This window comes from Limnoglobus roseus (assembly GCF_008254045.1).
Classification (GTDB): domain Bacteria; phylum Planctomycetota; class Planctomycetia; order Gemmatales; family Gemmataceae; genus Limnoglobus; species Limnoglobus roseus.
Window position 1 is genome coordinate 2,724,466 of the sequence record NZ_CP042425.1, and the last position, 16,443, is coordinate 2,740,908.

The 16,443-nt window shown below is 67.7% G+C and carries 7 protein-coding genes; 5 read left to right on the top strand and 2 right to left on the bottom strand.

Annotated elements, in window-relative coordinates:
- Position 1: 1 nt before the first annotated feature.
- Positions 2 to 7,231 carry a type I polyketide synthase gene (locus tag PX52LOC_RS11385; RefSeq protein WP_149110215.1) on the bottom strand — a complete coding sequence of 2,410 codons (7,230 nt, stop codon included), beginning with the start codon at positions 7,229 to 7,231 and terminating at the stop codon, positions 2 to 4.
- Between the two features lie 272 nt (positions 7,232 to 7,503).
- Between PX52LOC_RS11385 and PX52LOC_RS11390 the strand changes: the two genes are divergently transcribed.
- From PX52LOC_RS11390 to dxs, 4 genes are all read left to right on the top strand, one after another.
- On the top strand, positions 7,504 to 10,101 hold the full coding sequence (locus PX52LOC_RS11390) for an alpha/beta hydrolase-fold protein (RefSeq protein WP_149110216.1): 2,598 nt from the start codon (positions 7,504 to 7,506) through the stop codon (positions 10,099 to 10,101).
- A gap of 838 nt (positions 10,102 to 10,939) precedes the next feature.
- Entirely contained in the window at positions 10,940 to 11,242 is a 303-nt protein-coding gene (locus PX52LOC_RS11400; protein ID WP_149110217.1) for a hypothetical protein, read from the top strand.
- A 131-nt stretch (positions 11,243 to 11,373) separates the two neighbouring features.
- Positions 11,374 to 12,285 (top strand): polyprenyl synthetase family protein, encoded by a 912-nt coding sequence (locus PX52LOC_RS11405; protein WP_149110218.1) that lies wholly within the window; start codon positions 11,374 to 11,376, stop codon positions 12,283 to 12,285.
- 18 nt (positions 12,286 to 12,303) lie between these two features.
- Complete coding sequence (gene dxs / locus PX52LOC_RS11410) at positions 12,304 to 14,235, top strand: 1-deoxy-D-xylulose-5-phosphate synthase (protein ID WP_149110219.1); 1,932 nt, start codon at positions 12,304 to 12,306, stop codon at positions 14,233 to 14,235.
- Positions 14,236 to 14,321: 86 nt separating this feature from the next.
- On the opposite strand, the gene PX52LOC_RS11415 is transcribed toward dxs, so the two are convergent.
- On the bottom strand, positions 14,322 to 14,996 hold the full coding sequence (locus PX52LOC_RS11415; protein WP_246173695.1) for an HAD family hydrolase: 675 nt from the start codon (positions 14,994 to 14,996) through the stop codon (positions 14,322 to 14,324).
- 132 nt (positions 14,997 to 15,128) lie between these two features.
- Here PX52LOC_RS11415 and PX52LOC_RS11420 point away from each other — a divergent pair, with 132 nt between their 5' ends.
- Positions 15,129 to 16,343, top strand: coding sequence for a response regulator (locus PX52LOC_RS11420; protein WP_149110220.1), 1,215 nt, complete (start codon positions 15,129 to 15,131; stop codon positions 16,341 to 16,343).
- The last annotated feature ends 100 nt before the right edge of the window (positions 16,344 to 16,443 follow it).

A 16,443-nucleotide genomic window follows, 5' to 3' on the forward strand; every position in this document is an offset into this window, starting at 1 on the left:
TTCAGACCGGCGCGGCGGACGGGACCGCTGCGCAGGCGGCCGCGGCCAGCGTCGCGGTGATGAGCGCGCGGTTGCGGTTCAGGAACCAGTGGTCGCCGTCCACCTCGATCAGCTCGAACGCGCGGGCGGTGTGCCGCCCCCACTCGCGCACCTCGTCCGGGTACACCATGTCGTCCTGCCGGGCGGCGAACGCGGTGATTGGGCAGTCGAGCGGGGCGGCCGGGCGATACCGGTAGTTCTTCAGCAGCGGCCAGTCGGCGCGCATCAGTGGGATGATGGACGCCAGGAACGCCGGGTTGTCCACGTACCGCGACAGCGAGACGAGGTACTCCGGGCTGTTGTCCGCGGCCATCGCCTTGAGCATGACCTCGCGCCGCTGCCACAGGTAGATCAGGTGCGGGGCGACGGTGCCGGTGACGAGGAAGTGGACCGGCTCGCGGGCGTGGTGCTCACGCAGCCGGCGGATCACCTCGCGGGCCACGACGCCGCCGTAGCTGTGGCCCCACACGATCACCGGGCGGTCGAACAGCGGGAGCAGGTGCGGCACCACCCGCTCGACCAACTCGTCCACGCTTTCCGCGACCGGTTCGCCGGTCCGGTTCTCGCGGCCCGGGGTCTGCACCGCGACGATGTCGGTGCCCAGCGGCGGGTTCAGCAGGAAGGCGGTGAACAGCGACGCGCCGACGCCCATCGAGTGGAAGCAGATCAGCCGGCACGGGGCGTCGGTGCTGCCGCACCCGCGGATCAGCCAGGGGTTCAGCACTCGGACGCTGTCCAGGTCCGCCAAGGTGAACGCGGCCGGGGTTGCGGGGCTGCCCACGGGCGAGCCAGAGGGGGCGGGGGTTGCGCCGGTTACCGCGCCGAGCAAGTCGGCCGCGAGCGCGTTCAGACTTGGCCCCTTGAGCAGCTTAATGAGCGGCAGGTTCACGTCGAGGGTGCGCAGCACCCAGTTGCGCAACTGAGTCAGCATCAGCGAGTCGAGGCCGAGGGCGTCGATGGGCGTTGCCGCGTCGAGTTGCTCGGGACGCACGCCGACCACCCGGGCCAGGGCCGCCCGCAGTTCGTCCAGCAGGCGCGGGGTGCGGTCGGCGGGGTCCAGGTCCGTCAGTTCGCCGCGCAGATCGGCCCCAGGCTTACGGCCCCCGCGGGCCAGTGCCGCGTCGCCCATCAGTTCGAGGAACCGGGCGTCGCGTGCCAGATGTGGGTATGCGGCCCGGAGCCGGTTCCAGTCGAGCCGCGCGGCCACCCGCTGCACCGGCCGCTGCACCACAGCCGCTTCCAGCTTGGCCAAGGTGTCGCCGAGGGGCATCGCGGCCAGCCCTTGACTGTCCAGCAACCCGACGACCTCGCCGGCCCCGCGCGACATGCCCGCGTACTCGCCGAGTACGCCGAGGTTGACCGCCGTGCCGGGCAGCCCGCGCCGCCGGCGGTGCTCCGCGAGCGCGTCCTGGAAGACGTTGGCCGCCGCGTAGTTGATCTGCCCGTACAGGCCCAGCACGGCCGAGATGGACGAGAGCATCACGAAGAAGTCCAGGTCCGCGCCGGCTTCGACGGTCGCTGCGTGGAGGTCCCACGCGCCCTGAGCTTTCGGCGCGAACACCCGCGCGAAGCGCGTCATGTCCGTCGCCGGGATGGTCGCGTCGTCCAGCACCGCGGCCGCGTGGATCACGCCCGCGAGCGGCGGCAGGTCGCCGCCGAAGCGGCGCACCAGTCGCGCCACCGCGACGGGGTCGGCCACGTCCGCGCGCTCGACGGCGGCCGTGACGCCCCGCGCCCGCAGTGCGTTCACCGCCGCGCCGTCGGCGATGCTTTTACACCCACTGCGGCTGAGGAGGACGAGGTGCCGCGCCCCCCGGTCGGCCAGCCACCGTGCGACCTCCAGCCCGAACCCGCTCGCTCCGCCGGAGATCAGGTACGCCCGGTCGGGGCGGAACGCGGCCGCCCGCGGCGGCAGCGCGCGGACGCGGGCGGTCGCCATGTCCAACACGATCTTGCCGCGGTACGCCGCCCGCGACATGAACTTCAGGGCGTCCGCGAGTTCGGACACCGGAAACGCCGTGACCTCCGGCGGCTGAAGTTCACCGCGGGCGAACTGCCCCGCGATCTCGGAGAGCATCCGGAAGTGCAGGTCCGGCTTGTGGGCGGCGAGTCGGTCCACATCGACCACGAAGTACGACACGTTCTCGCCGAACCGCTCCAGCCCCAACTTGTTGTTGCGGTAGACGTCCACCTTGCCGAGTTCGACGAACCGGCCGAACGGGGCGAGGCACTTCAAACTCTGCGCGACGAACCGGCCGGACAGCGAGTTCAGCACCACGTCCACTCCGCGGCCGCCGGTGGCCGTGAGGACGCCGTCGGCGAAGTCGAGCGACCGGGAGTCGAAGACGTGCTCCGCCCCGAGCGTCCGCAGGTACGCGCGCTTCTCCTTCGTCCCGGCGGTGGCAATCACCCGGGCCCCGACCCGGTGCGCCAACTGGATCGCCGCGCCGCCGACGCCGCCGGCCGCGGAGTGGATCAGCACCGTTTCGCCGGGCTGTACACGCGCAAGGTGGTGCAGCGAGTACCACGCCGTCAGGAAGATGACCGGTACTGCGGCGGCCTGTTGCGGCGTCAACCCGGCCGGCATTGGAACGGCGCACTTCGCGGGCGTGACGACGCGGCCGCGGAACCCCTCCGGCACGCGAGCCATCACCGCGTCGCCCGCTTTCAGGTGCGTGACGCCCGCCCCGACGCGAACGACGGTGCCGGCCACTTCCAACCCGAGACGGTGCGCGGTCAACCCGCCCACGACGGCTGGCTCGGGCAGCAGTCCCATGCCGTTCATCACGTCCTTGAAGTTGAGTGCCGCGGCTTGCACCGCGATTTCCACGTCGCCCGCGCCCACGTCGGCCGGCGGGAGCCGGCAGAAGACGACGCCGTCGAGCACGCCGGGTTCGCGCAGCTCGGCCCGGTACGCCCCGCCGACGCCGGCTTCGTCCGAACTCGCGGCCTGCTCGGCGGAATCGCGGTCCACCGGGACGAGCTGCCGCACGAACCGCTCGACCCCGCGGAGGGCGACCTCCGATTCGTCCCGGTCTCGGCGGCAGTGGAGCAGTTCGCGGGTCAGCTCGTCGGCGGACGTTGTTTCGCCCAAGTCGATCACCTGAAGCGCGACGTTCGCGCACTCGTTGCGAATCACGCGGCTCATGCCGTGCAGCGTCGCCTGGGCCAGATCAAGGTCGCGGTCGCCGTCCACCCCGGCCGCGCCGCGGGTGACTACGAACAGGCGCGGCACGCCTTCACGGGCCAGCAACGTTTGTGCGAGCCGCAGGAGCAGCGGCACGGCCGGGACGTGATTCAAGCCGCGCCACGCCTGGGCGGGCGTCAATCCGGCGGCGAAGACGATCGTGCACCGCCGGTCGAGCGGGACGTCCGCGAGCGCGGTTTCGATCGCGTCCGGCGTGGCAGCGCGGACCACGCGCGTGCGAACCCCTTCCGCCGTCAGGCGCGGGGCGAGTTCGTCGCACACACCGCCCTCGTCGGCGAACAGAACCGCGAGGGTGCAGTCGAACACGCGGCCGTGCGCGGCGGTGCGCGAGGCGGGAGTCCAGCGGTACTCGTAGCAGCCGTCGTACGTCGCGTCTCTGGGACGCGACCCGGCCCCGGGCAACCGCTTGCACGTCAGCCCGATCACCTCGGCGACCAACTCGCCCGCCGTGTCGAACACGAGCGAGTCGGAGCCGAGGAACTGCTCGTCGTTGCGCGTCACCTTGACGTGCGACCAGACGGCCCGGGTTGGCCGGCGGTGGACGCGGACGCGGTCGATGCGGTACGGCAGGAAGACGCGCCCCGGGTCGCCGCTCAGGTGGCTCGCGGCGAACACGACGTGCAGGCACGCGTCGAGCAGCGCCGGGTGGACGTTGAGGCGCTGCGCTTCGTGCGCGAGTTCGTCCGGCAGGTCGAGCCGCGCGAACAGTTCGCCGTCGCGGTGCCAGACCTCTCGAACCGCGCGGAAGCGGTCGCCGTAGTCCAGTCCCGCGCCGCGCAGGTTGTCGTAGAACCGCTCGACGCTCACCGCGTCGGCGCCCGCGAACTGCTCCCGCAACTCGGCGAGCGACGCGGTGGATTTGTCGAAGCGGTCGTAGGTGGTGTTGATGCGGCCGGACGAATGGCGCGCCCACGGCGTCTCCCGTTCGGCGTCCGCGGCGCGACTGCAAATCCGGTACTCGCCTTCGCCGGACACGACCTCCAACCGCACGTCGAGCGGGTGCGCGCCGGCCGTCGGCAGGATGAGCGGCGAGTCGAAGTGGACGTTCTCCAGGAAGAATTGTTCGTGGCGGAACTGCTCCGCGGCCACGGCCCACGCGAGTTCGAGGTGGCCGGTCGCGGGGAACACCGCCTCACCGTCGATGACGTGGTCGCGCAGGTACGGGAACTTCTGCACGTCGACTGCCGCTTCCCACACCGCCGGGCCGTCCTCGGTGACGAGCGCGGTGGCCCGCTTGAGGAACGGGTGATCGAACCGCCCGCGGCGTTGGAGCGCGACGGCCGGCGGCTCGAACCAGTAGCGGGCGTGCTGCCACGGGTACTTGGGCAGCCGGACGTAGCGGCGGTTCGGGCCGAACAGCGCCGCCGGGTCCGGCTCGACGCCGCGGGCCGCCAGCCGCGCGAGGCTCTGGAGGAACACGACCACTTCCGGCTCGCGGCGGGTCATCGTCGGGCAGATGGTGGCGTTGGTGTCGCGCGCGGCGAACAGCGACTCGGACCCACCGACGAGGACGGGGTGCGGGCCGATCTCCACGAACGTGTCGAACCCGTCGTCCAGCATTGCCGCGAGCGCGTCGGTGAAGAGCACCGACTGGCGGGCGTTGCGGTACCAGTAGCCCGCGTCCAGGTGCGGGCCGACTTCGTGCCGGCCGGTGACGGTCGAGTACAGCAGGGTGGTGGCGACGCTCCCGGTTTCGCCGGCCAGCGCGGCTAGCATCTCCGCCTCAATCCGTTCCATGTGGTGGCTGTGGTACGCCACCCGGACGCGCACCGGGCGGTTGAAAACGCCGCGGGCCTCCAACTCCGTTGCGATCTGGCCGAGCGGTTCGGGGTCGCCGGACAGTGTCAGCATCTTCGGGCCGTTCACCGCCGCGACCGACACCCGGCCGTCGTACCCCGCGACGGCTTTACGCGCCTCATCGAGCGAGAGCCCGACGGCCAGCATCGCGCCGCCGCCGGCGCGGTCTTGCGCCTGCGAGCGGTGGTAGATGACGCGGACCGCGGCTTCGAGCGTGAGCGCGCCGCTGGCGAACGCGGCGGCGACCTCGCCGACGGAGTGGCCGACGACCCCGTGCGGGCGGACGCCGTAGTGCTCGTACAGCGCGACCAGCGCGACCTGCACCGCCATCGTCGCCGGCTGAACGATCACCGTTTCATCGACGCGAGATTCGCCCTCGGGCTTCCGCAACTCGTCGAGCAGCGACCACCCGGCCAGTTCGTGGAACAGCGCGTCGATCTCTTCGATCGCGTGGCGGAACGCCGGCTCGCGGTCCATCAGTGCCAGGCCCATACGCGGCCACTGCCCGCCCTGCCCGGAGAACACGAACCCGACCTTCGGCCGCTTCTGCCGCTCGATGCGCGTGACGAGCGTGGTGCGCTCGATTTCGCCAGCCGCGAAGCGGCGGAACTGGTCGGCGACCTCCTTCGCGGACGTGCCGACGACGGCGACGAGGTGCGGGTAGCGGCTGCGGCGGGTGAACGCCGAGAACGCTACGTCGTCCAGTGGGAGCTTGGTCGCGCTCAGGAAGTCGGCGTGTCGCAGCGCCAGCGCGGGGAGCGCGTCGCGGTGGCTCGCGCTCACGACGTACAGCGTCGCGGCTTCGCGCCGCGGGGTGACCGTGCGTTTCAGTGGGCCGCGGGGGCTCACGCCTTGAAGGACGACGTGGGCGTTGGTGCCGCCGGCCCCGAACGAGTTCACGCCGACCGTCCACGGGCCGCGGTCGGCGTCGAGCGGGGTGGGCCGCGTCGGCACGTCGAGGTTCGACCCCTCGAAGTCGATTTCCGGGTTGGGCGTGTGGAAGTGGAGGTTCGGCGGCACCATGCCGTGGTGCGCCGCGAGCGCGCCCTTGATGAACCCGGTGATGCCGGCCGCGCCTTCGAGGTGGCCGAGGTTGGTCTTCACCGACCCCATCCAACACCGCCGGCCGGCCTCGCGGCCCCGGCCCAGCACCGCGCCGAGTGCCAGGCTCTCGATCGGGTCGCCGACCGCGGTGCCGGTGCCGTGCGCCTCCACGTAGTTCACGCCGAGCGGGTCCACGCCGGCGTCGGCGTACACCGCTTCCAAAAGCGCGATCTGCGAGACGACGTTCGGAACGGTGAACCCTTCGGGCATGTACCCGTCCTGGTTCACCCCGCTGCCGCGGATCACCGCGTACACCGCGTCGCCGTCGAGCAGTGCTCGCCGCAGCGTCTTCAGGACCACCACCCCGACGCCCTCGCCGCGGACGTACCCGTTAGCGCGGGCGTCGAACGCCTTGCAGTGCTGGTCGGGGTTGAGGAACCCGGCCTTCGAGAGGACGACGGACGACTCCGGGCGGAGCATCACGTTCACGCCGCCGGCGATCGCGGCGTCGGCCTCGCGGGCCCACAGGCTCAGGCACGCCAGGTGGACGGCAACGAGCGAGGAGGAGCAAGCGGTGTCGAGCGTGACGCTCGGCCCCTTCAGGTTGAAGTCGTAGGAGATGCGGTTGGCGAGCGAGGAAACGGCCGTGCCCATCGCCACGTACGGGTTGATCTCGTCGCGGGCCTCGCTCGCGGTTTGGATCGCGAGGTAGTCGTACATGAACGAGCCGACGAACACCGCGGTGCGGCTGCCGTCGAGTTGGTCGCGGCGCAGCCCGGCGTCCTCCATCGCCTCGTGCGTGACTTCGAGCAGGAGCCGCTGCTGAGGGTCGAGCCGTTGGGCCTCGGTGGGGAAGTAGCCGAAGAACTCGGCGTCGAACTGGTCAATGGCGGCCAGGAACCCGCCCTTCGCGTTACGAATGCCGCCGACCTTGTCCGGGCTGGGGTCGTGGTAGCGGGTGTGGGTCCAGCGGTCGGCGGGCACCTCGCAGACCGCGTCCACCCCTCTTAAGAGGGCGTCCCAGAAGGCGGCGGGCGAGTCGAGGCCGCCGGGCAGCCGGCAGCCGATCCCGACGACGGCGAGCGGTTCGCGCGGGGGCGGCTTCGGGTCGTGCGTGGGCGGCACTGCCTCGGAGGGGTTCATCGCGTGCTCCTGGCCGCTATCGTCAGAAGGGGGCGCGGCGGGGGAAGCGGATGGGATTTGTTGTGGAGCTTACCCGTCCCCAGCGCGATATGCAACGGGCGACCGCCCAAAGATCACGCGAACTTGAGAGTTTCGCGGGAAACGGCCGACACCGTCCTGTACGGTCGTTACGGCCCACACGGGCAAAGAGAGGCTCTCTGGAAGCGGTCTGAATTTCCGGTAAAGCAACCCTGGCGTCTGACGTGCGGCACATCAAGACCGGGAGTCCGTTAATGAAGCCTCTCTCACGTAGTTGGATCGTCCTCATCCTCACGCTATCGGCCTCGCAGACCCGGATACGGGCTCAAGAGCATCCCGATCGAATCGCTCAAGCCGGCGTTCCGCAAGGGAAGACCAAGGCCGGGCAGTTCACGGACAGCAAAGTCTATCCGGGGACGACCCGCAACTACAGCGTCTACGTCCCGGCGCAGTACAAGGCCGACGAGCCGGCCGCGTTGATGGTCTTCATGGACGGCGGCGGGTACGCGAACCCCAAGGGCGGGTTCCGCGTGCCGGTCGTGTTCGACAACCTCATCCACCAGAAGGCGATGCCCGTCACCGTCGCCGTGTTCGTCGATCCGGGAACGGTCCCGGCCACGGTCCCCGGCGCGGCCGGCCGCAGCAACCGCTCGTTCGAGTACGACTCGATGGGCGACACCAACCCGAAGTTTCTCGTCGAGGAGTTCCTGCCGGTGGCCCTCAAGGGGCTGAACGTGACGACGGACCCGACGAAGCGGGCCGTGTGCGGCATCTCGTCGAGCGGCATTGCCGCGTTCACGGTCGCGTGGGAGAAGCCCGACCAGTTCGGCCTCGTCCTCAGCCACATCGGCAGTTTCACCAACATCCGCGGCGGCTGGGCCTACCCCGGCCTCGTGCGCAAGACGAAGGACAAGCCGAAGGCCATCAAGGTGTACCTGCAAGACGGCAAGGACGACCTCAACAACCTGCACGGCAACTGGCCGCTCGGCAATCAAGACCTGGCGATGGCTCTGCAATTCGCCGGGTACAAGTACAAGCTCGAGATGACCGAGGGCGGGCACAGCGGCAAGTGGGGCGGCGAGGGGCTGCCGGACGCGCTGAAGTGGCTGTGGAGCGACAAGGCCGAAAGCACGAAGCTGCCGCACGTCGAGACGAAGCCGGAGTGGACGCCGCACCCGGACGCGGTGGCGAAGGCCGACGTGCCGAAGGGCACGGTCGTGCAGATGTCGGCGTTCGAGTCGAAGGTGTTCGCGAACACCACTCGCGACTGGTCGGTCTACGTGCCGGCCCAGTACGCGGCCGACAAGCCCGCCGCGTTGATGGTGTTCCAGGACGGCGAGGGCATGAAGGGCGACAAGGGCCGGTGGCGGGTGCCGACGGTCTTCGACAACCTGATCGCCCGGGGCGACATGCCGCCGACGATCGCGGTCTTCGTCAACCCGGGGCACGAGAAGGACAAGCCCCGCGTGCAGGGGCGGCACTCCAACCGGGGCCTGGAGTACGACAGCCTCGGCGACCGCTACGTGCGGTTCCTGTTAGAGGAAATCATCCCCGAGGTCCGGAAGAAGTACACGATCTCGGACGACCCCGAGATGCACGCCATTGGCGGATCGAGTTCGGGCGCGATCTGCGCATTCACCGCCGCGTGGGAGCGAACCGACTTCTTCCGCAAGGTCTATTCGAGCGTGGGCAGCTTCACGAACCTGCGCGGCGGCAACGTCTACCCGTCGCTGGTTCGCAAGACGGAGCCGAAGCCGATCCGCGTCTACCTGGCTGACACCAGTGGTGACGTGGATAACGTCGCCGGCAGTTGGCCGTGGGCCAACCAGCAGATGGCGTCCGCGCTAAAGTACATGGGGTACGACGTCCGCTTCGACTGGGCCGAGGGGTACGCTCACAACGCCGATTTCGGCGGGTCGAAATTCCCCGAGGCGATGACGTGGTTGTGGCGGAAGGAGAAGCCCACGCCGGTGCTCGACACCAAGGGCGACCTCGGCGGCGACCTGACCCTCCTCAACCTGCTGGTCCGCGATCAGTCGTGGAACATTGTCGCCAAGGACGTCGGCTTCGCCGACGCGCTGTGCACCGATAAGGCCGGCAACTTCTACTTCTGCGACATGAAGGCCCCGTCCGTCGTTCGCATCGGTATCGACGGGACGCGCAAAGAGATCAGCAAGGAGTCCGTGAGCGGCTTGAAGTTCAGTCCGGACGAGTCGGTTCTGTACGGCTGTCAAGGGTCGAAGAGTCGCGTCATCGCGATCAGCCCCGGCAGCGGCGACGTGAAAGTCGTCGCGGAGGGGGTCAAACCGAACGACCTCGCGGTGACAAAGGACGGCTTCATTCTGATCACGGAGACGGCCGCGAAGCAGGTGACGCGAATCGATCCGAAGACGGGCGAAGTCAAGGTCGCGGACACGGGCATCGGCAAGCCGAACGGCATCGCGCTGTCGAACGACGGCGGCACGCTGGCCGTGTCCGACTACGGCGGGACGCACACCTGGACGTTCCGGGTGAACAAGGGCGGTGTGCTCGACGCCAAGGCGCCGACGATGCCGATGCGGTTGCCGATCGACCCCAAGGGCGAGTTCAAGTTCAACGAACCGCCGCCGTACATCCAGAACTCGCAGGGCGACGGCATGGCGGTCGACAAGGCCGGGCGTTTCTACGTCACGAGCAAGTTGGGCGTGCAAGTCTTCGACCCGACCGGCCGACCCTGCGGTGTTCTGCCGAAAGTCGACAACGATCAACCCTTGACATCGTGCGTTCTCGCCGGCCCGGATCATAGCGTGCTCTACATCGCGCACGGCACAAAAATTTACAGCCGGAAGCTGACCGTCCAGAAGCCGAAATAGGAGTGCTCTTCTTAACTTGAGTGGGCGTCCCTACCTCGCTAGCGTGGCCGGACAGGAGGGGACGCCCGGACTTTTTGAGCGTCCCGGCGGACGGTCATGGTGGGCTTCTGCTCGGGCATGCTGCAAATTGGCCGTGAGTCAATTGTTCAGGGTGGCAAGGGTTTACGGGAGCGTTGTCCCGGGGCGAAGATCGTCGCGCATTTGGCCCCGCGATTGCAAGAGTAAGGAAGTCGGGAATGACACGACGATCACCCTGAGGACGAGCCATGACGAAGAACACCGATCGCATCGATCTGCAGCGGTTGGCCGATGACGGCTGCCCGAATGTGAGCGATGAAGGCGATAATGGGGAGTAACTTCAGTTCGCTTGCTAACTTTCGGCCAGGAAAGCCAGCAATTCACATAGAGGACTTTCGCCCGAGCAACGGAGGATATGCCATGAGCAAGAAGAATCATGCCCCGGGCTCGATCCTGGCGGGGAACCAACAACAAACGGGCTTCAACTAGTCACAAGATCAGAACGGCCAGGTCCAGGCCAGCAACGCTAACGGATTTCAGGAGCAAGACCCGAAGCGAAGGCTCGGCGACTTCACCGGCAACGGTGAGCACTCTCTCCAGCAGCCCGGTCCGAAGAACGACGGTGGGACTCGGCACGGGGAAGACGCGGGTTAAAACACATATTGATCCCAATGGCAGCCGGGGCTACACGCCTCGGCTTTTTTATGCCATTATCTTACCACGGGCGGCTTCGCCTTTCCGGATCCCGGCACCGAGTAACTGTCCGGTCATGCCTCGCTCGACTTGCGAACACAATTCCCGCATTTGCTACAACACCGTCATGCCAACGATCACCTGCCCTTGTTGCCGGGCGGCGAACGGCGCCGGGCCGAACTGCCGCCGGTGCTCGACCGACCTGTCGCTGATGTTCAAGCTCGAAGACGATCGCGAATCGCTGCTCGCGACGGCCGGCCGACACTTGGCCGACGGGCGGGTCGCCGAAGCGTTGTCGTTGATCGCACACGCAGAGACGCTTCGACCGGGGCCGGACGTGTTGCAACTGCGAGCCGTGGCGAGTTTGCTCAACCGCGATTTCACGTCCGCACTGAACTTCCACCACGCCGCGACCTCGACGGCCAAATAAGTGGTGCGTCACCGTCGGAATTGCTCTTCCCATTATCGACTTTGCGATGTAAAGTATTTGCGACGAAGTGACGACTTACCCTGGGAACACTAAGACAGAGGCCAACGCGATTCCGACACGACCTCGCATGGATGGGCCGTTCGTTGGCTGGTCCGCTCTGGGACGAACTCAAGACACGGCAGGATGCGGTCGAATCCGCACTTCGCACGACGTTGTCACGCTTCACCGCATCCGCCCCGCCCGCCCTCGCGGACGCGATGGCGTACAGCCTCTTCGCCCCCGGTAAGCGGTTACGGCCGTTGCTCGCCGCCCTCGCTTGCGAGGCCGTCGGCGGCACGCTGGAACAGAGTCTGCCGGCCGGGTGTGCGGTCGAGATGATCCACACGTACTCGCTGATTCACGACGATTTGCCGGCGATGGACGACGACGACCTTCGGCGCGGGATGCCGACGAGCCACAAGAAATTCGGCGAGGCCTTGGCGATCCTGGCCGGCGACGGCCTGCTGACGATGGCGTTCGAAGTGCTGGCGAGCAGTTACCCGCCGCGAACGGCGGCGGTTAGTTGTGTAGAATTAGCCAGTGCCGCCGGTGCGACCGGCATGGTCGGCGGGCAGGTACTCGACCTGGAAGGGGAAAAGGGCGGCGTCGCCGACGTGGGCGGGTTGGAGAACATCCACCGGCGGAAGACCGGGGCACTGTTCCGCGGCTCGCTCCGCCTCGGCGTGTTCGCGGCCCTCGGCGAAACCGGGGTGCCGCCGACGGCGCTGGACGCGATCGACCGCTACGCGACGGCCTTCGGGCTGGCCTTCCAGGTGACGGACGACTTGCTCGACGTGGAGAGCACCGAAGAGAAGACCGGCAAAAAGGTCGGCAAAGACGCGGCCCGGGGCAAGCTCACTTACCCCGGACTGCTGGGCGTGGGCGAGAGCCGTCGCAAGGCCCGCGAGTTGGGCGAGGACGCGATGGCCGCGGCCAACACCTTCGGGGCGAAGGGAAAGCTGCTGGCCGAGTTGGCGAAGTCTGTGGCAGAGAGGGATCGGTAAACCACAGTGGGGAAGTTTATGTCCAAAGTCGAGCTGCTCCCGCGCATCAAGTCCCCGGCCGACTTGCAGGCACTGAGCGAACCTCAGTTGCTGCGACTCGCGGACGAGATTCGCGGTGAACTGGTCCGGGTGCTCACCACGCGGTCGGCCCACTTCGCCAGCAACCTCGGCGTCGTCGAGTTGTGCCTGGCGCTGCACCTCACTTACGACTTCAGCAAGGACCGGCTCATCTGGGACACCGGCCACCAGATTTACCCGCACAAGCTCGTCACCGGCCGGTACGACCAGTTCCACTCGATCCGCACCAAAGGCGGGTTGATGGGCTTCCCCAACCCGGCCGAGTCGCCCTACGACCTGTTCATGACCGGCCACGCCGGCGCGAGCGTGTCCACTATCTCCGGGCTGAAGGCGGGCGACGATTTGCTCGGCCACAAGGACCGGCACGCGGTCGCGGTCATCGGCGACGGGGCGCTGCCGTGCGGCATGGTATTCGAGGCGTTCAACAACATGGCCGGCCTCGGCCAGAACGCGCTGGTCATCCTCAACGACAACAAGATGGGCATTTGCCCCCGCACCGGCGGCGTGGCGAAGTACCTCGACCAGTGCCGCATGACTGGCCTCTATCAAGGCGGCAAGCGGACGCTCAACGACCTGCTGAAGTCGATCCCGCTCGTCGGCGAGGCGGCCCGCGTGTCGCTCGAAGGTCTCCGCGACGGCATGAAGGCGTTCTTCAAGGACGGCATGCTGTTCGAAGAGTTCGGCTTCCGGTACTTCGGCCCGTTCGACGGCCACGACCTGCCGGCGATGCGGAAGATCATGAAGGACTTGAAGGGGCAGAAGGGGCCGATCCTGCTGCACGTCTTCACGAACAAGGGCCACGGCATCCCGGAAGCGGCCGACGACCCGGTGACGTACCACTCGCCGCCGGTGTTCGAGAAACTCGGGCCGGGCGGCGAAATCCTCAGCATGAAGAAGGGCGGCGCGAAGGGGTACACCGACGCGATGTCCTCGGCGATCTTCGGCGTCCTCAGCAGCGACCCGAAGGCGTGCGTCATCACGGCCGCCATGTGCCAAGGGAACAAGTTGGAGAAGGTCCGCGAGGCGTTCCCGAAGCAGTTTTTCGACAGCGGCATCTGCGAGAGCCACGCCGTTGCGTTCGCCGCGGGCATGGCGAAGGCCGGGGCGAAGCCGATCGTGGACATCTACAGCACCTTCCTGCAACGCGGGTTCGACCAGATCTTCCAGGAAGTCTGCCTGCAAAACCTGCCGGTCGTGTTCACGCTGGACCGCGCCGGCGTCGCGGGGCCGGACGGCCCGACGCACCACGGCGTCTTCGACGTGCCGTACATGCGCATCTTCCCGAATATGGTGAGCATGGCCCCCGGCGACGAGGCCGACATCGAGCCGATGCTGAAGTTCGCGATGGCCCACAATGGGCCGATCGGCATTCGCTATCCGAAGGCGAATCTGGAGAAGATCGACCGCTCGGTCACGCCGATCGAACTCGGCAAGGCGGAAGTGATCGAGTGGGGCGAGGACGGCTGCTTCGTGGCCTTCGGTGAACGCACCGTTGCGTGCATGGCGGCCGCGAAGCGACTGAAGGACGAGGACGGCCTGAACTTCGGCGTCATCAACGCCCGGTTCGTCAAGCCGCTGGACACGGAGACGATCTTGAAGGCCGTGGACCTGTTGCCGCTGGTGGTGACGGTCGAAGAGGGCACGCTCGAAGGCGGCTTCGGCAGTGCCGTGTTGGAGGCCGCGAACGCGGCGGGCCTCGATTCGCGGAACATCGTTCGGAAGGGGTTCGCCGACCGCTTCGTGGAGCACGGCGAACGGGCCGAACTGCTCGCCGACGCCGGGTTGGACGCGAACGGCCTAGTGTCCCTGGTGCGCAAACACCGCGAAGTGGAGGCGGAAGCCGGCAGCCTGAGCGGCGCGGGCATCGGGTAATTTTGGCGAGCCGAGCGGCGTAAGCCGCCGGGTGAATGTCCGCGATATTCACCTGGCGGCTTACGCCGCTCGGCTCACCGAATCCGTTATCCGACCAGTCTCTGCACCACCTCCACCGTCACTTCTTCCAACGTCGCCACCACCAACCCCGCCCCCGCTTCACGCAATTTCTCCGCCGGGTGATGCCCGACGAACGTCACCGCGATGCACGCCATACCGCCTGCCTTCGCGGCCTGCACGCCGGCAACCGCGTCCTCGAACACCACGCACCGAGTCGGCGCAATCCCCAACCCGGCGGCTCCCTTCAAGAACACTTCCGGGTCCGGCTTGCCGCGGGTCACGTCTTCGCCGCAGACGATGGTCGGGAAGTAGTCGCGCGTGCCGGTCGCCCCGAGCAATAGGTTCAGGTTCTCACGCGGGGCCGACGAGCCGACCGCTTGCGGCCACCCTTCCGCCTCGAAGGCGTCGAGCAGTGCCTTCACCCCCGGCAGAAGTTTCGTGCCGCCGCTCATCACGCTGTCGCGGTAGAGCGTCTCTTTCCGCAGCGCGAGCCGTTCGCACTTGGCGTCATCCGCGTTGGCGTCGTACAGCGTGCGGATGATTTCCGGGTTCCGCCAGCCGAAGGTGCGGGCGAAGTCGGCCCGCGTGAACGGGTGGCCGATCTCGGTGGACAGCTGTTCCCAGGCCAGGAAGTGTTGCTCGGCCGTGTCGACGAGCGTGCCGTCTACGTCCCACAGAATACCGATTTTTCCTGTATTCACGGTTATGCCCTTTCGGCGACCTCTTCCGGTCGGGTAAAATCAACCTTCTCGTGATAGGAGAATTGACACAGTTTGACTTTTCCGAAATCTGAACAATATAGCCCTGATAGGAATAATCACCGCGGACCACCCATGCCACCATCGCAGACCCCTTCCTTGTTGCGCGACGGCATCACCGCCGCCCAGGCGGGTAACAAGGTTCGGGCACGGTTCGTCATCCGGCAGGTCGTCGGACTCGAACCCGAAAACGAAATCGCTTGGCTGTGGCTGGCGAACGTCGCCGCCGACCCGGTGGAAGCTCTGTCGTGCCTGCGCACGGTCCTGAAACTCAACCCGGACAACCACCACGCCAAGACCGGCCTCACGACGGCCGTCGTCCGCACTGCGATTGATGCTGCCCACCGGAAGGACTTCCCGACCGCCCGGCAGTTGCTCCGCGAAGCCCTCGACATCGACCCGGACAACGAGCACGCCCTCCTCTGGATGGCCGGCGTTTCGACCTACCCGAGCGATTCGATCCGCTACCTCCGCCGCGTGCTGGAGATCAACCCGAACAACGAGCGGGCGAAACAGGGCCTCGCGCAGTACCCGGTCCAGGCGGCGTGGACCTGCCCGCTGTGCGAATCGCCGGGCCGCGAACCGGTGCCCCGCTGCTCGCACTGCAACGCCGTCGTCGTGCTGGACAGCCCGACGGCCTTCGACACGCCGACGGGGGCGGACGAAACACTGATGGGCCGGGCCATCGCCCGGTTGTCGCCGCGGGCACAGTCGGCCCCCGGCAGTGCCGACGCTTTCTGCCTGGGGTTGGCCTACCTGAACATCGGTCGGCCGGCTGAGGCGATCAAGATTTTCAACGCCGCGGCCACCCGGGCGGACGCCGACGCGAACTGGAAGGCCCAGGTTCACAAGCTCGCGGCCCACTGGCGGACCGCCCCGGCCCACCGGCCGACGAAGCCGGACGCCCCGGAAGGGCCGCCGCTGGTGTTGGTCGTGGACGACAGCGCCACCGTGCGGAAACTCGTGACCGTGGCCCTGCAAGGGGCCGACTACCGTGTCGTCAGCCTCGCCGACGGCTTGCAGGTGGCGGAAGCCCTTCAAACGCACGGTGTCCCCGCCCTCGCGATTCTCGACATCATCATGCCGGGGATGGACGGCTTCCAGGTCTGCACTCTCTTGCGGGAGAACCCCGCCACGGCGAAGGTGCCGGTGATCTTCCTGACGGGCAAGGACGGCTTCTTCAACAAGCTCCGCGGCAAGTGGGCCGGGGCGGCCGAGTACCTGACGAAGCCGTTCCAGCCGAAGGCCCTCGTCGAAGTCGTCGGCAAGGTTCTTGCGGCGAAGAAGTGACACTTCCCGCGACCGGCGGCCATTTCTCGGTGGACTTCTCACCCCACAGCGACCAGAATCAAGCGGTCTGTACCACACGGCGTATTGATCCCCTCTCCCG